Source organism: Paraburkholderia terricola (assembly GCF_003330825.1).
Lineage (GTDB): Bacteria > Pseudomonadota > Gammaproteobacteria > Burkholderiales > Burkholderiaceae > Paraburkholderia > Paraburkholderia terricola.
The window spans coordinates 85771-102096 of record NZ_CP024941.1 but is presented as its reverse complement, the minus strand read 5'-3'; the positions used below and the strand labels follow the sequence as shown (position 1 = coordinate 102096).

The following is a 16326-nucleotide window of genomic DNA, read 5'->3' as shown; positions in this document are numbered from 1 at the left end:
GCTCGCGCTTACTGCTTGACCGGCCGCTTCGCCAGCTTGCGCTGCAGCGTCCGGCGATGCATGTTCAACGCACGCGCGGTAGCCGAAATGTTGCCGCCATGCTCGGCGAGCACGCGCTGAATATGCTCCCACTCAAGACGCGCGACCGACAACGGCGTCGGATGCTCGATCGCCTCCTCGGCTTGCAGCGCGCTCGCCTCGCTTTGCAGCGCCGACAGGATCGTCTCGACGTTGGCCGGCTTGGCGAGGTAGTTGTCGGCGCCGTCTTTCACCGCCTGCACCGCCGTCGCGATACTGGCATAGCCGGTCAGCACCAGCATGCGCGCGTCGGGCTGCAAGTCGCGCAAGGGCGCGACGAGCGTGAGGCCGGAGTCGTTGCCGAGGTGCAGGTCCACCGTGATCTGGCTGAACTTCTGCTGATTCGCCAGCTTGATCGCCTCCTCGGCGTTATGCGCCTCGCTCACCGTATAACCACGCCGGGTGAGACCGCGGGCGAGGATGCCGGAGAACACCTCATCGTCGTCGATCACCAGAAAATTCTTGTCACTCATGCCTGTTTCTCCGTGTTGGATGGCGCGGCGCCCTGGCGGCCCGCGCCTGCTAATTTGCGCCCCGCGAGCGGCAGTCGCAGGACTGCGCGCGTGCCGCGCGGCTTGATCGGACTGACATCGGTCAGTTCGATCGATCCGCCGAGACGCGCGGCCGCCGAAAACGCCAGATAGAGGCCCACGCCGTGTCCGCCCTGCGTGCTGTCGACCGGCATGGTGCCGAGCGACCCGCGCAGCGGCGCCGGAATGCCGGGGCCCGCGTCGCATACTTCGAATACGATCTGGTCGCCGCGAGCCGCAAGCGCGCAGGACAACGTCACGTGATCGCGACTCGCGCGCGCGGCGTTGTCGAGCAGAATCGTGAGAATCTGACTCACGGCAACCGTATCGTCAAGGCTGACGTCCGCGGGCGGCACGCCGAGCCGTTCGAACTTCACATGCGGATGCCGCAAGCGCCACTGCTCGCCGAACGACTCCAGCCACTCGCCGATCAGTTGACGGTTGGTGGTTGTCGATGCGCGGCTACGCAATCGGGCAAGCGCCGACGTGCACAGTGTCATCTGCTGTTCGAGCAATTCCAGATCGGCGCTGTACGGCGCGAGTCCTTTGTCGGTGCGCGCCGCGTCGCGCAATTCCTCGGACAGCATCGCAATGGTGGACAGCGGCGTGCCGATTTCGTGCGCGACGGTGGCGGCCTGCACGCCGAGCGCGACCGCGCGTTCATCGTGAAGCAAGCGCTGCTGCGCTTCTCCGAGCGCTGCGTCACGTAGCCGCAGAGCCCGCGACATACGCGCGACGAACCACGCGATCAGCCCGACGCTGACCATGAAGTTCACCCACATGCCGGCCCGATAGTAGTCGAACAGATTCGCGGGGTTGTCGAGATTCAGCGGCACGGAGTCGAAACCGAGTACCGCGTAGCAGGCCACGGCGAACGCCGCGAGCCACGCCATCAGATGCCACGGCAATACGGCGGCGGCAATCGCGAGCGACGGCAGATACAGCGAAACGAATGGATTGGTGGTGCCGCCGGAGAGAAACAGCAGCGCGGATAATGCGCCGAGATCGACCCAGATCTGGCCGAACAGCTCCATATTGGACTCGGGCCGCTGCTGCGAGACGCGCCACCATGTGAGTGCGTTGAAGATCACTTCGAGGGCAATCACAAGCAGCATCGCGGGCAACGGCAAGTGCACGCCGACGAACATCTGCACGACCGCGATCGTCACCAGTTGCCCGATGATGGCGAGGCTGCGCAGCCAGAACAGATGACCGAGATTGACCCGGCCGGTGTTGGTTATACGATGCATGACTCTTTAGCTCACCTGTTCGGACCGGTACGACTTATGCAGCCACCTCGCGCGGGTAAGATGACATTTTTTGCGAACGCCTCGCACGGACCGATCGGTCATCATCGGTTCTTCCACCGCACAATCCACTCATGCAGCCCACCTCTGATAGCGAGACGCACGCCCTCTCAGCGTTCCTGACCTTCCTGCTGCGCGCCGCCGCGGCCAGGAAAAACGGCGCGGCCGAAGAGGAGGCTCGATGGCTCAACGCCGCGGCAGAAATCCATCCGCTCGACGACGCCTCGCTCGATTCGCTCGCCGCCGCGCTCCGTGAGCGCAACCGGCACGCCGACGCGATCCAACTCGCCGCCATTATTGCCCAACTCGATCCCCAAAGCGCCATTCCGCACTTCCGCCTCGGCTACACACTGCAGATGACAAATCGGCACGCCGACGCAATCGCGCCCTATCGCCGGGCGCTCGCAATCGATCCGCAGCTTCCGCGCCTGCGCGGCAATCTCGCCGCCGCATTGATGCTTACCGGCGGCGACCTGAGCGAGCAACTGGCGCTGCTCGAGAGCACCGTCCGCGACGATCCCGACGATGCGGACGGCTGGACCAATCTCGCGAACGTATACCGCATGAGCATGAACGTGCCGCTCGCGATCGAAGCCGGCGCGAGAGCCGTGCAATGCTCGCCGGGCAGCCCGCTGGCGCACAACAACTATGCGCTGGCGCTGCGTGAGGCACAACGCTGGGACGAGGCGGCGCAAGCGGGAGAAGCGGCTTGCGCGCTGGCGCCCGACGACGCGAAGATGCGCTCCAATCTCGCGATGCTGCAACTCGTGCGAGGCGATTACGCGGCCGGTTGGCTCTCGCACGAAGCGCGCTGGGACGGCGCCCAGGAACTGAGCGGCAACCGCCCCGTCATGCCGGCGCCCACCTGGCAAGGCGAACCGCTCGGCGGCAAAACGCTGCTGGTGTGGGGCGAACAGGGCATGGGCGATCTCTTGCAGTTCTGCCGCTACATGCCGATGCTGGCCGAGCGTGTTCATCGCGACGGCGGCCGTCTCGTCTGGAATTCGTTTCCGCAGATGGGCGCGCTGCTCGCGCGCAGCCTCGGTCACCATGTCGACGCCTATTCGGCCGGCGGCGGTGTCGATTCGCTCCCGCCGTTCGATTACGAAATACCGCTACTCAGCCTGCCGCTGATTTTCGACACGCGCGAAGACACGATTCCGCGCGCCACGCCGTATTTGCACGCGGACGCGGCAGCCCGCGCGTCGTGGCAAGAACGGCTCGCCGGAGAAACGAGGCTCAAGGTTGGACTCACGTGGACCGGCAGCCACGGCCATCAGCGCAATCCGTTCCGGCGCGTCGGTTGGGAACGTTATGCGGCCCATTTCAGCGGCATGCGGAACGTGTCCTTCTATTCGTTGCAACCGGGCGCGAACGCTGACGTTGCGGCGGCGCGAGCAGCCGGCCTGCCCATGACGGACTACACCGCCGAATTCAGAACCTTCGACGATACCGCCGCATTCGTCAGCGCGCTCGACCTCGTGATCACGGTGTGCACGTCGGCCGCGCATTTGAGCGGCGCGCTCGGCCAGCGCACCTGGGTGCTGCTCGACGTCAACCCGCATTGGGTCTGGTTGCTCGATCGGCGCGACAGCCCGTGGTATCCGAGCGCGACGCTGTACCGGCAGCCACGGTTCGGGCAATGGGAGCCGGTGCTGGAAAACGTCGCCCGTGACCTGAGCGCACTCGCGGCGCGGCATCGCGTGGCATAGAGCGCCGCGTTTCGTCGAAGCCGCGCCGCTTGCGCCTGCTTCAGGACGAACCGGCGTTCGGTCGCTCCCGAGCCGCTCGTGCAATTTCCGCGGCAAGACATTCGGGACACAGGCAACGGCCGGCCGGATCGAGTCTGTCTGCCGGCAGCACCGGCATCTCGCGGCACCAGCACTCGGACGGCTGGGCATGCATGCCGCAATCAAAAGCGTTACCGCAGCGCGGGCAGCGCGCGCTGCCTTCGGAGCGGGAGGCGGACGGTTTCATGACGTGCCAGGTGGTCTCGCTTCAGCCTTGGTCAGGAAATGATGCCACGACTGGCGAAGCTCCGTCAGTCGTCCATTCGGCCAATTGCGGGGCGCGTCTCAACAGCGGTACGCTCGATCGTCGGCTACAGGTGGCGGGCCGCCTCTGCGCGGTGTACAAAACCGGCGCGCTCAGGCGTCGCCGTCGCTGTCGAAAACCCTGTTGCAACGCGCCAGTCCTGTACAATTCGCCCTGTTTTAACCGTCCCGTGCCCGAGCCTGCCGCCATGTCCGAGCTTCCCGACCTTTCGCAGATTGCGCCCACCCTGAAGGCTGAAATCCTGGCCGAGGCGCTGCCCTACATTCGCCAATATCACGGTAAGACCGTGGTCATCAAATACGGCGGCAACGCCATGACCGAAGAGCGCCTGAAGCAAGGCTTCGCGCGCGACGTGATCCTGCTGAAGCTGGTCGGCATCAACCCGGTCATCGTGCACGGCGGCGGTCCGCAAATCGATCAGGCGCTGAAGAAGATCGGCAAACAGGGCACGTTCATCCAGGGCATGCGCGTCACCGACGAAGAGACGATGGAAGTCGTCGAATGGGTGCTCGGCGGCGAGGTGCAGCAGGACATCGTCACGCTCATCAATCATTTCGGCGGTCATGCGGTCGGCCTCACCGGCAAGGACGGCGGCCTGATCCACGCGCGCAAGATGCAAATGCCGGATCGCGACAACCCCGGCCAATACGTCGACATCGGCCAGGTAGGCGAAGTCGAGGCAATCAATCCGGCCGTCGTGAAGGCGCTGCAAGACGACGCGTTCATTCCGGTCATCTCGCCGATCGGCTTCGGTGAAGACGGCCTGTCGTACAACATCAACGCGGACCTGGTCGCCGGCAAGCTGGCCGTGGTGCTGAACGCGGAAAAGCTGGTCATCATGACCAACATTCCGGGCGTGATGGACAAGGAAGGCAATCTGCTCACCGATCTTTCAGCGCGCGAAATCGACGCCCTGTTCGCCGACGGCACGATCTCCGGCGGCATGCTGCCGAAAATCTCGTCGGCGCTGGACGCGGCCAAGAGCGGCGTGCGTTCGGTGCACATCATCGACGGCCGGATCGAGCACTCGGTGCTGCTGGAAATCCTCACCGAACAGCCGTTCGGCACGATGATCCGCTCGCATTGATTCCTGCCTCAAACCCGGCACGCACGGCGCGCTCGCAAGACGCGCCATGTGTGCCGCGTCGTTTCACTGCTTCGTTGGCCGTTATCCCGCTGCACGCCAGCGTCTCACGCCGACACACTCACCCTTCCTCAATCGCCGTCCGCGCCGCGAACCGTCCGCGTTTGCCGCGTAATGCGACCGCTCGCGCCTGAACGGCGCCTTTCATCATGCGCACTCCCACTTCCCGACGCCGCCGCCCGCACATCGCTGGCGGCCGCCCGGTCTGGCTGTTCGATCTCGACAACACGCTGCACCGCGCTTCGCACGCGATCTTTCCGGCGATCAATCAGGCGATGACGCAGTACATCATCGACGCGCTGCAAGTCGAAATGGACGAAGCCAACCGCTTGCGCACCGGTTACACGCAGCGCTACGGCGCGACGCTGCTCGGTCTCGCGCGCCATCATCCGCTCGATCCGAACGACTTCCTGAAGGTCGTGCATACGTTTCCCGACCTCGGTTCGATGATTCGCCACGAACGCGGTGTCGCGCGCCTCGTCGCGGCGCTGCCGGGCCGCAAGATCGTGCTGACCAACGCGCCCGAAAGCTATGCGCGCGCGGTGCTCGCCAAGCTGCGCATCGAGCGTCTGTTCGAACAGGTGATTGCCATCGAGCACATGCGCGATCGCCGCAACTGGCGCGCCAAACCCGACCACGCGATGTTGCGCAAGGCGATGCGCGACGCGCATGTGTCGCTCAAGGACGTGATCCTCGTTGAAGACACGCGCTCGCATTTAAAGCACTATCGGCGCCTCGGCATCCGCACCGTGTGGATCACCGGCCATCTGCCGCGCAAGCCGCATGCGGACGGCGTGCCGACGCGCCTGCCGGGCACCGGCCGGCCGCACTATGTCGATCGGACCATTCGTTCGTTAAAATCGCTTCGACTGGGCACCCGCTCGGTTCGATTGAAGGGACAGCAGGGACGACAGCCATGCAGCCGATCGACAAGCCCGACGAAGCCTTAGCCGAACACGAGCGCACAGCGCCCGTCGCCGGGCGCGCGCAGCGCCTGAAGCCGGGCGAGCGCCGCGTCCACATCCTGCAGACGCTCGCCGCCATGCTGGAGGCGCCGAAGAGCGAAAAGATCACCACGGCGGCGCTCGCCGCCCGGCTCGGCGTGTCGGAAGCGGCGCTCTACCGCCATTTCGCCAGCAAGGCGCAAATGTTCGAAGGGCTGATCGAGTTCATCGAGCAAACCATCTTCGGGCTCATCAACCAGATCGCCGACAAGGAAAGCAACGGCGTGCTGCAAGCTCGCGCGATCGCGCTGATGCTGCTCAACTTCCCCGCGAAGAATCCCGGCATGACGCGCGTGTTGACGTGCGAGGCGCTGGTCGGCGAGCACGAACGGCTGACCGAGCGTGTGAATCAGATGCTGGAGCGCGTCGAGGCGTCGTTGAAACAATGTCTGCGGGTGGCACACATGGAAGCAGGAGCAATCACGGGCGAAAACGTTGCCGTCCCGCTGCCCGCCGGCTACGACCCCGCCGTCCGCGCGAGCCTTTTGCTGAGCTATATCATCGGCCGCTGGCATCGCTATGTGCGCAGCGGTTTCGCGCGCATGCCCGCCGAACATGCCGACGCGCAGCTCCTGCTGATTCTCCAATAGTCCACGCCGCGCATCTCGGATGATGTCGCGCCAGGACCGTGCCCGCGACGCTGCCGCATGGGATTTTCCGCTATACTTTGCGCCTGACTGCGGCACCACGAAGCATCCGGGGCCGCGCTCCTGAACATCCATCACGCGCCGATTTGCTGACTCGATTGCGGGCGCGCGAACTGCCGGGAAGATCCCGCGGTTCACTATAAATGCGGCTAAAGAGGTCGTCAGCCGCGCACACAGTCGTTCCTCTCCGTGCTTCGCCGACGCCATCTAGCCGCCCTGTCTTTGTCAAATGGCGGAATGAATGGAATCGATCGGTATCGTCGCTCCCCAAAAAATGCATTTCACCGAGCCGCTGCGTTTGCAGAACGGCAGCTCGCTGGCCGGTTACGACCTGATGGTCGAGACCTACGGCACGCTCAACGCCGCGCGCAGCAATGCCGTGCTGGTTTGTCACGCGCTCAACGCCTCGCATCACGTGGCCGGCGTGTATGCCGACAATCCGAAGGACCTCGGCTGGTGGGACAACATGGTCGGCCCCGGCAAGCCGCTCGACACCAACAGATTCTTCGTGATCGGCGTGAACAACCTGGGCTCGTGCTTCGGTTCGACCGGGCCGATGAGCATCGATCCGGCCACGGGCAAACCGTACGGCGCGACGTTCCCCGTGGTGACGGTCGAAGATTGGGTCAACGCCCAGGCGCGCGTCGCCGATGAATTCGGCATCACGCGCTTTGCCGCGGTAATGGGCGGCAGCCTCGGCGGCATGCAGGCGCTCGCGTGGAGCATGATGTATCCCGAGCGCGTCGCGCACTGCATCGTGGTCGCGTCCACGCCGAAGCTGTCGGCGCAGAACATCGCGTTCAACGAGGTGGCGCGCTCGGCGATCCTGTCGGATCCCGACTTTCACGGCGGCAATTACTACGCGCACAACGTGAAGCCGAAGCGCGGCTTGCGCGTCGCGCGCATGATCGGCCATATCACCTATCTGTCGGACGACGACATGGCCGAGAAATTCGGCCGCTCGCTGCGCCGCGCGGAAGGCGCGCTCGATGCGTACAACTTCAACTTCGACGTGGAATTCGAGGTGGAATCGTATCTGCGCTACCAGGGCGACAAATTCGCCGACTACTTCGACGCGAACACGTATCTGCTGATTACCCGCGCGCTCGACTACTTCGACCCGGCCAAGGCCTTCGACGGCGATCTGACCGCCGCGCTCGCGCACACCACGGCGAAATACCTGATCGCCAGCTTCGCGACCGACTGGCGTTTCGCGCCGGCCCGCTCGCGCGAACTGGTGAAGGCGCTGCTCGATCACAAGCGCACGGTCACCTACGCTGAAATCGACGCGCCGCACGGCCACGACGCCTTCCTGCTCGACGACGCGCGCTATCACAACCTGATGCGCGCCTATTACGAACGCATTGCGAACGAGGTGAACGCATGAACCAGCGAGCACTCGATTACCTGGCGCTACGCCCGGACTTCCGCGCGATCGCCCGCTGGGTCGAAACGCGCGCCACCGTGCTCGACCTGGGCTGCGGCGACGGCTCGCTGCTGTCGCTGCTCACCGAAGAGCTGGACGTGCAGGGCTACGGCATCGAAATCACCGACGCGGGCGTGCTGGCGTCGACGCAAAACGGCGTGAACGTGATCCAGCAGAATCTGGAAGACGGCCTGCGTCTGTTCGAAGACCGCAGTTTCGACTTCGCGATTCTGTCGCAAACGCTGCAAACCATTCATCAGACGGCGGCGATCCTGCGCGAGACGGTGCGCGTCGGCAAGGAATGCATCGTCTCGTTCCCGAATTTCGGCTACTGGGCGCACCGGCTTTCGGTCCTGCAAGGCCGCATGCCGGTGTCGAAGTCGCTGCCTTATCAGTGGCACAACACGCCGAACGTGCGGGTGCTGACCATCAAGGATTTCGAGGCGCTCGCGCCCGAAGTCGGCATCGAGATTCTCGACCGCGTCGTCCTCCACGAAGGTCAGGCGGTGCGATGGGGGGCGAACTGGCGTGGTAGTCTTGCGGTCTATCGCGTCAAGAAAAGCTAACGCAAGTTATCCACATGTCGAACCCGCCGCATGAGGCGCCCGCACTTACCGCTCACGAAGAACATCCCGGCTGGCGCGCATTCCTGAATACGCGCATGCTGATTTGCGTCTTTCTCGGCTTCACGTCGGGATTGCCGCTGTTCACGCTCGTCTATCTGGTGCAGGCGTGGTTACGCTCTGAAGGCGTCAACCTGAAGGAAATCGGCCTGTTTGCGCTGATTCAGTTTCCCTATACCTGGAAATTCATCTGGGCGCCGCTGATGGACCGCTACGTGCCGCGTTTTCCGGGCTGGCGTCCGGGCAGACGGCGCGGCTGGATGCTGGTCACGCAAATTCTGGTCGCCGGCGCGATCGCGACGCTCGGCTTCGTGTCGCCGCGCGATTCGATCTGGACGGTGGCCGCGTTGACGGCGCTCGTCGCGTTCTTCGGCGCAAGCCAGGATATCTCGATCGACGCCTACCGGCGCGAATTGCTGAGCGATACCCAGCAGGGGCTCGGCAATGCGGTTCATGTGAACGCTTACAAGATCGCGGCGCTGGTCCCTGGATCGCTCGCGCTGATTCTGTCCGACCATTTGCCGTGGACCACCGTTTTCATCGTCACGGCAGCGTTCATGCTGCCGGGCATGGTGATGACGCTAGTGGTGCGCGAGCCCGAAGTGCATGGCACGCCGCCCAAGAATCTGCGCGAGGCGATCGTGCAGCCATTCAGCGAATTCATTCACCGCGACGGCTGGCGCGGCGCGCTGTTCGTGCTCGGCTTCATCTTTCTGTACAAGCTCGGCGACACGATGGCGACCACGCTGTCCACGTCGTTCTTCCTCGACATCGGCTTTTCGCGCACGCAGGTCGGCGTGATCGCGAAGACCACCGCGTTCGGCGCGAGTCTCGCGGGCGGGATCGTCGGCGGCATCTGGCTGATGAAGATCGGCATCGGCCGCGGGCTGTGGATCTTCGGCGTGCTGCAAATGGTGTCGACGCTCGGTTTCGCGTGGCTCGCGCATCTCGGGCCCGCCTCGCCGGGCCTCGCGGTGATTTACGACATCGCCGTGTGGCTGAGCGAGGGCACGACGAAGCTGCTGGCGCTGGTGGGCATCGACTGGGCCGTGCAGCTCGAGCCGCGCTCGGTCGCGCTGGCGCTCGTCTACGGATTCGAGACCTTTTCCACCGGCCTGACGATGGCGGCTTTCACCGCGTATATCGCCAGCACCACCGATCCGCGCTACACGGCCACGCAGTTCGCGCTTTTCACGAGTCTCGCTTCGGTGCCGCGCACGCTGGCGTCGGCGGCAAGCGGTTACGTGGTCGCGCAGATTGGCTGGTTCGACTACTTCATCGTCTGCACGGTGCTGGCGCTGCCCGGCATGCTGCTTCTGCTGCGCATCGCGCCGTGGAGGACTCAGTCGTGACGGCGCTTGCGGCAACGCGCGCGGGGCGCCGGGATAGCGCCGAGGCGCAGGCGTTCGAGCCTGGCCGCATCGCGCTGCATGTGGTACGGGCGCTCGGCTGCGCGGGCCTCGCATGGGCCGTCATGCCGTTGAACGCCTACGCCACGGCCCCGGCGGCCGGCGTTAGCGCACCGACATCGGCAACCGCAACGCCACCCTCCGCAGCGCCAACGGCAAAACCGGCGCAGAGCCCGGCGAGCCCCGAGAATTCGACATCGACGCCCGGCGCGAACGGCGCCGCCAATGCCGGCAGCACGCCCGCGGCCGTCACGCCGCCTTCGCCGCAACCGCCCCCGGCGCCGGTGACGCCGCGCACCCCCGCGGCCACATCGTCACCGCCCGCAGCCGCCAAGGCGCCCGCCGCCACGTCGGCAACCGCCGCCAGCGAGCCGGCGTCGCCCTCGTACGGCCCCAACACACAGCTACGCTACGGCGGCTACCTGGTATTCCGCAACCTGATCCCCTCGCCGGTGCTCGAAACGCAAGCCGCCGAAGAGTTCGATCAGATCGCCTATGGCGCGGAGCACGCGAATCGCCTGTACAGCGATGCCGACGCGCACGTCACGCGCGTGCGTTCGATGCTCGACAAGATGATTCCCTACTCGCTGAAATGGAACGAGCGGGCCAAGGGCTGGAAGTGGGACGTCGCGGTGGTGCGCTCGAACGATATCCGCATGTACTGTCTGCCTGGCGGCAAGATCGTCGTGTATAGCGGACTGCTCGACCGGGTGCGTCTGAACGACAACGAACTCGGCATGCTGCTCGGGCATGAGATCGCGCACGCGCTGCGCGAGCATGCGCGCGAGCGGCTCGGCGAACGGCAGGCGGGACAGATCAGTTCGTCGGGCGCGATCCCGCAACTCTTCGGTCTCGCCGATCTCGGCGTGGCGCCGCTCGGCATCGGTTCGCAGTTGCTCGAAATGAAGTACGAAAACACCGACGAGACGGAAGCCGACGTGATCGGCAGCGATATCGCATCGCGCGCCGGCTTCGATCCGCGCGCGGCCATCGGGCTGTGGGACAAACTGGCGGCGGCGACGCGCGCCAACCGCGAGCAAGGTTTCATCTACGTGCATCCGTACACGCAGGCGCGCCGCCAGGACATCATCAAGCGCTTGCCGGACATGTTGCCGCTCTACGCAAAGGCCATCGACAAAACGATCGACGAGTTGCCCGACTACGGCGGCATAGGCCGTCCGCGCCGCAAGCTGGCCCGCGAGTGAATTTCGCGAGCCGCACGCCGCGTGCGGCTCGGGCAATGACTACTTGTCGATCTGGTGATCGTAATCGACGGTCAGCGGCGCATGGTCGCTGAACTTGATGTCGCGGAACACGTCGGTGCGCTTCGCCTTGCCCGCGATGCCCGGCGTCGCGATCTGATAATCGATCCGCCACCCTACGTTCTTCGCATAAGCCTGGCCGCGATTGCTCCACCATGTGTACTGCTCCGGCCGCTGGTCGAGCGTGCGGAACACGTCGACGTAACCCACTTCGTCGAAAAGCCTGGTCAGCCATGCGCGCTCTTCCGGCAGGCAGCCTGAGTTCTTCTGGTTGCTCTTCCAGTTCTTGATGTCGATTTCCTTGTGGACGATGTTCACGTCGCCGCACACGATCACCTCGCGCTCCCTGGCGAGTTCAGCGAGATGCGGCATGAATTCGTCCATGAAACGGTACTTGGCCTGCTGACGCTCGTCACCGCTCGATCCCGACGGCACATACACCGAGATCACCGACAGCTTGCCGAAACGCAATTCGACATAGCGCCCTTCCGGGTCGAACTCCTCGCTGCCGAAACCGATCACCACTTCGTCCGGCTCATGGCGGGTGTACACGCCCGCGCCGCTATAGCCTTTTTTCACCGCATGCTGGAAGTAGCCGGTGAAATCGTGCGGCGCCATGAATTCCGGCGTCATATCGTCCTGCGAGCATTTGATTTCCTGCACGCACAGCACGTCGGCCTGCTGCTCGCCGAACCACTCGAAAAAGCCCTTCTTGGCCGCTGAGCGGATGCCGTTCAGGTTGGCGGTAATCACACGCAACATGTCGTTCCTTTTTGATGTCGATTCGTTTCTGGTAGCGGAGGGCACGGGGTCACGCGACCCTGACACCCCTTAGCGATTCCTTGGGCGGCGGATATGCGAGTTTCAACGATTCGAAGGTGCGCAGCAGCAACTCGGCGATCACGACGTTGCGGTGCGTTTTCGAATCGGCCGGCACCACGTACCACGGCGCGTATTCGGTCGACGTCGCCGCCAACGCGTCGCGATACACCGCCTGATATTTGTCCCAGTGCTTGCGGGCATCGAGATCGGACACGTCGAACTTCCAGTGTTTGCTCGGATCGTCGATGCGCGCTTGCAAGCGCACGCGCTGCTCGTCTTTCGAAATGTGCAGCATGCACTTGAGGATGGTCGTGCCGCTATCGGCCAGCATCTCCTCGAACTGGCGAATGTGGCGGCAGCGTTGCTCGAAGCCTTGGGCATCCAACGTGCCGAGCACGGTGGGCACGAGCAGGTCTTCGTAGTGACTGCGATTGAAGACGGTCAGCTCGCCGGCGGCGGGCGCCTGCGAATGCACGCGCCACAGAAAATCATGCGCGAGTTCGGTGGCGGTGGGCGCCTTGAACGGCACGATGCGCAAGCCGAGCGGATCGACTTCATGAAACACCGCGCGGATGGTGCCGTCCTTGCCGCTCGTGTCCATGCCTTGCAGCACCAGCAGCACGCGACGCTTCTGCTGCGCGTGGAGACACTCCTGCTGTATGTCGAGCTTCGCGCCGATCTCGGACAAGCGCGCCCGGTCGGCGTCTTTCGAACCGCTCGAAAACGGCCTTGCGGCGGGGTCGACGTTGCCGAGCGAGAACTTGCCGTTCTTCTTGCCGGCCTCGAAATACGGCACGCGGAAGTCGTCGAGTTCGGGTTGCTTCGCCATTCACACTCTCCGTGATCTGCGTTCAAACGGGCCCGTAAATGAAACGGGCCGTTGCCCCACTTTCGTTTCCGGCAACGGCCCGCGATGTCTGAAGCTCGCGCTTCAACCGGGTTTCCCCAACTGCGTCTGAACTGCGCCGGCTCAGGACAGCTTCTTCTTCAACAGCTCATTCACCTGCGCCGGATTGGCCTTGCCCTTGGTCGCCTTCATCGCCTGGCCGATCAGCGCGTTGAACGCCTTGTCCTTGCCGGCGCGGAATTCCTCGACCGACTTCTGGTTCGCGGCGAGCACTTCGTCGATGATCGCTTCCAGCGCGCCGGTGTCCGAAATCTGCTTCAAACCCTTGGCCTCGATGATGCGATCCGCGGCGGCTTCGTCGGTGGCCTTTTCTTCCCAGATCGCGAGGAAAATTTCCTTGGCGATCTTGTTCGAGATCGTGCCGTCGGCGATACGTTGCAACAACAGCGCAAGCTGCGCGGACGAAACCGGGCTTTCGGCAATATCCAGGCCTTCGCGATTCAGTTGCGACGACACCTCGCCCATGAGCCAGTTGGCCGCGACCTTGGCGTTCGCCGGGCCGACCTTGGCGACCACCGCTTCGTAGTACGCGGCCATCGCCTTGCTCGAGGTGAGCATGTTCGCGTCGTACGGCGTGAGGCCGTATTGCGTCACGAAGCGCTGTTGAATCGCTGCCGGCAATTCCGGCATCTCGCGCTTCACACGCTCGACCCACGTCGGATCGATCACGAGCGGCATCAGATCGGGATCGGGGAAATAGCGGTAATCGTGCGCGTCTTCCTTGCTGCGCATGGAACGCGTTTCGCGCTTGTCCGGATCGTACAGCCGCGTTTCCTGCACCACCGTGCCGCCTTCCTCGATCAATTCGATCTGACGGCGCACTTCGTACTGGATCGCTTCTTCCAGAAAGCGGAACGAGTTCAGGTTCTTGATTTCGGCGCGCGTGCCGAATTCCGCCTGACCGACCGGGCGCACCGACACGTTCGCGTCGCAACGGAACGAGCCTTCCTGCATGTTGCCGTCGCAAATTCCGAGCCACGTGACGAGCGTGTGCAGCGTTTTCGCGTAGGCGACCGCTTCCGCCGCGCTGCGCATTTCCGGCTCGGTGACGATTTCCAGCAGCGGCGTGCCCGCGCGATTCAGGTCGATGCCGGTCATGCCCGCGAAGTCTTCGTGCAGCGACTTGCCGGCGTCTTCTTCAAGGTGAGCGCGCGTGAGGTTGACGACTTTCTCGTACGCTTCCTTGCCCGCCTTTTCGTTGGCCGGCACCTGGATCTTCACCTGCCCGCCCTGCACGACGGGGATTTCATACTGGCTGATCTGATAGCCCTTGGGCAGATCGGGGTAGAAGTAGTTCTTGCGCGCGAAGATGCTGCGCGGGGCGATCGTCGAACCGATCGCGAGACCGAACTGGATCGCACGCTCGACGGCGCCGCGGTTCATCACGGGCAAGGTGCCCGGCAATGCGAGATCGACGGGGCACGCCTGCGTGTTGGGCGCGGCGCCGAACTGCGTCGAGGCGCCCGAGAAAATCTTCGATTGGGTCGACAGTTGCGCGTGGGTCTCCAGACCGATCACGACTTCCCATTGCTTGGTCATGGTGCTCACACTCCTGCCGGTGCTTTGCGGTGCCAGTCGGTCGCGCGCTGGAACGCGTCGGCCACCTGCAACATCCGGGCTTCATTGAAATAGTTGCCGATGATCTGTAGACCCACCGGACGCTGCGCATTCGCGCCCGCGCCGAAGCCGCACGGCACGCTCATGCCCGGCAACCCGGCGAGACTCACCGACAGCGTGTAGATGTCGGCCAGATACATCTGCACGGGGTCGTCGCCTTTCGCGCCGAGATCCCACGCCACCGACGGCGCGACCGGTCCCATGATCACGTCGCACTGCCTGAACGCCTCCTGGAAATCCTGGGCGATGATGCGGCGGATTTTTTGCGCCTGCAGGTAGTACGCGTCGTAATAGCCGTGCGACAGCACGTAGGCGCCGACGAGAATACGGCGCTTCACCTCAGGTCCGAAACCTTCGGCGCGCGACTTCTTGTACATGTCGAGCAGATCGCGATACTCCGCGGCGCGATGGCCGAAGCGCACGCCGTCGAAACGCGACAGGTTCGACGAAGCTTCCGCCGGCGCGATCACGTAGTAGACGGGGATCGACAGTTCGGTTTTCGGCAACGAGACTTCGACCAGCGTTGCGCCGAGTGCTTCGTATTGCTTCAACGCGGCGTCGATGGCGGCACGCACGTCGTCGGCGAGACCCGCGCCGAAATACTCTTTCGGCAGGCCGATGCGCAAGCCGGCGAGCGGCTTGCTGGCGCCGTCTTCCTGCCACGGCTTGCCGATGTAGCGCGTGTAGTCTTCGTCGTCGCGAACGAGGCTCGTGGAGTCGCGTTCGTCGAAACCGGCCATTGCGTTGAGGAGCGTCGCGCAGTCCGCGGCGTTCCGCGCCATCGGGCCGCCCTGATCCAACGACGAGGCGAACGCGATCATCCCGTAACGGGACACGCGGCCGTACGTCGGCTTGATGCCGGTGATGCCCGAGAACGATGCCGGCTGACGGATCGAGCCGCCCGTATCCGTGCCGGTGGCGGCCGGCGCGAGACGCGCGGCGACCGCAGCCGCCGAGCCGCCCGACGAACCGCCCGGCACAGCCTGGCGATCCCACGGATTCTGCACGGGGCCGAAATGCGAATTCTCGTTGGACGAGCCCATCGCGAACTCGTCCATATTGGTCTTGCCCACGCACACCATGCCGGCGTTCTGCAGACGCGCGACCACGGTTGCGTCGAACGGACTCTGATAGTTCGACAGCATCTTCGAGCCGGCGGTGGAGCGCCAGCCCTTGGTGACGAACACATCCTTATGCGCGATCGGCAGGCCGGCCAGCGGACCCGCGTGGCCGGTGTGCAGCAGCGCGTCCGCGGCTTTCGCCTGCGCGAGCGTCAGATCGGCATCGACCTGGATGAATGCGTTGAGGCTATTGGCGGCGTCGATCCGCTTCAGATACAACTGGGCCAGTTCGACTGCGGAGCATTCCTTGGCCGCCAGTGCGGCGCGCAGTTCGGTCAAGCTTTTTTCATGCATTGCGTTTTATCCTGAAGAGCGCGGCAGCGCGGGCAACGCTGCCGTTTGGGCGTTCGGCTGCCCGCCGGCAAGCCGAGCCG

Annotated in this window: 15 protein-coding genes; 8 read left to right on the top strand and 7 right to left on the bottom strand. The window is 64.3% G+C overall.

All coding sequences use genetic code 11. The features are described from left to right. Positions 1 to 8: 8 nt before the first annotated feature. Together CUJ90_RS00450 and CUJ90_RS00445 are read right to left on the bottom strand one after the other, a co-directional pair. Complete coding sequence (locus CUJ90_RS00450; RefSeq protein ID WP_073430327.1) at positions 9 to 551, bottom strand: response regulator transcription factor; 543 nt, start codon at positions 549 to 551, stop codon at positions 9 to 11. Then, entirely contained in the window at positions 548 to 1858 is a 1311-nt protein-coding gene (locus CUJ90_RS00445) for an ATP-binding protein (RefSeq protein WP_083084969.1), read from the bottom strand. The genes CUJ90_RS00450 and CUJ90_RS00445 overlap by 4 nt, the downstream gene beginning before the upstream one ends. Before the next feature lie 131 nt (positions 1859 to 1989). Here CUJ90_RS00445 and CUJ90_RS00440 point away from each other — a divergent pair, with 131 nt between their 5' ends. Further along, the gene (locus CUJ90_RS00440) at positions 1990 to 3627 is read left to right on the top strand and encodes a tetratricopeptide repeat protein (RefSeq protein ID WP_114161693.1); all 1638 of its coding nucleotides are present in this window, start codon (positions 1990 to 1992) and stop codon (positions 3625 to 3627) included. 40 nt (positions 3628 to 3667) lie between these two features. On the opposite strand, the gene CUJ90_RS00435 is transcribed toward CUJ90_RS00440, so the two are convergent. Then, on the bottom strand, positions 3668 to 3892 hold the full coding sequence (locus tag CUJ90_RS00435) for a cysteine-rich CWC family protein (RefSeq protein WP_083084972.1): 225 nt from the start codon (positions 3890 to 3892) through the stop codon (positions 3668 to 3670). A gap of 265 nt (positions 3893 to 4157) precedes the next feature. Here CUJ90_RS00435 and argB point away from each other — a divergent pair, with 265 nt between their 5' ends. The 7 genes from argB to CUJ90_RS00395 all read left to right on the top strand — a co-directional run bounded on the left by argB (position 4158) and on the right by CUJ90_RS00395 (position 11428). After that, positions 4158 to 5057 (top strand): acetylglutamate kinase, encoded by a 900-nt coding sequence (gene argB, locus CUJ90_RS00430; protein WP_073430331.1) that lies wholly within the window; start codon positions 4158 to 4160, stop codon positions 5055 to 5057. A 206-nt stretch (positions 5058 to 5263) separates the two neighbouring features. Beyond that, on the top strand, positions 5264 to 6064 hold the full coding sequence (locus CUJ90_RS00425; protein ID WP_073430332.1) for a pyrimidine 5'-nucleotidase: 801 nt from the start codon (positions 5264 to 5266) through the stop codon (positions 6062 to 6064). Further along, positions 6031 to 6708 (top strand): nucleoid occlusion factor SlmA, encoded by a 678-nt coding sequence (slmA, locus tag CUJ90_RS00420; protein ID WP_114161692.1) that lies wholly within the window; start codon positions 6031 to 6033, stop codon positions 6706 to 6708. The genes CUJ90_RS00425 and slmA overlap by 34 nt, the downstream gene beginning before the upstream one ends. A gap of 298 nt (positions 6709 to 7006) precedes the next feature. After that, on the top strand, positions 7007 to 8152 hold the full coding sequence (gene metX, locus CUJ90_RS00410) for a homoserine O-succinyltransferase MetX (RefSeq protein ID WP_083084981.1): 1146 nt from the start codon (positions 7007 to 7009) through the stop codon (positions 8150 to 8152). Beyond that, positions 8149 to 8757, top strand: a complete 609-nt coding sequence (gene metW / locus CUJ90_RS00405; RefSeq protein ID WP_073430335.1) for a methionine biosynthesis protein MetW — start codon at positions 8149 to 8151, stop codon at positions 8755 to 8757. The genes metX and metW overlap by 4 nt, the downstream gene beginning before the upstream one ends. A gap of 14 nt (positions 8758 to 8771) precedes the next feature. Then, a complete protein-coding gene (locus CUJ90_RS00400) occupies positions 8772 to 10166 on the top strand; it encodes an AmpG family muropeptide MFS transporter (RefSeq protein WP_114161691.1) in 1395 nt (464 codons plus the stop codon). Between the two features lie 68 nt (positions 10167 to 10234). Next, positions 10235 to 11428, top strand: a complete 1194-nt coding sequence (locus CUJ90_RS00395) for a M48 family metallopeptidase (protein WP_422879705.1) — start codon at positions 10235 to 10237, stop codon at positions 11426 to 11428. 39 nt (positions 11429 to 11467) lie between these two features. Here CUJ90_RS00395 and CUJ90_RS00390 read toward each other — a convergent pair whose 3' ends face one another. From CUJ90_RS00390 to gatA, 4 genes are all read right to left on the bottom strand, one after another. Then, entirely contained in the window at positions 11468 to 12247 is a 780-nt protein-coding gene (locus CUJ90_RS00390; protein WP_114161690.1) for an exodeoxyribonuclease III, read from the bottom strand. Positions 12248 to 12296: 49 nt separating this feature from the next. Further along, entirely contained in the window at positions 12297 to 13136 is an 840-nt protein-coding gene (locus CUJ90_RS00385) for a PPK2 family polyphosphate kinase (protein WP_114161689.1), read from the bottom strand. A 141-nt stretch (positions 13137 to 13277) separates the two neighbouring features. After that, the gene (gene gatB, locus CUJ90_RS00380) at positions 13278 to 14753 is read right to left on the bottom strand and encodes an Asp-tRNA(Asn)/Glu-tRNA(Gln) amidotransferase subunit GatB (protein WP_114161688.1); all 1476 of its coding nucleotides are present in this window, start codon (positions 14751 to 14753) and stop codon (positions 13278 to 13280) included. Between the two features lie 5 nt (positions 14754 to 14758). Beyond that, positions 14759 to 16246 (bottom strand): Asp-tRNA(Asn)/Glu-tRNA(Gln) amidotransferase subunit GatA, encoded by a 1488-nt coding sequence (gene gatA / locus CUJ90_RS00375; RefSeq protein ID WP_114161687.1) that lies wholly within the window; start codon positions 16244 to 16246, stop codon positions 14759 to 14761. Between the last annotated feature and the right edge of the window lie 80 nt (positions 16247 to 16326).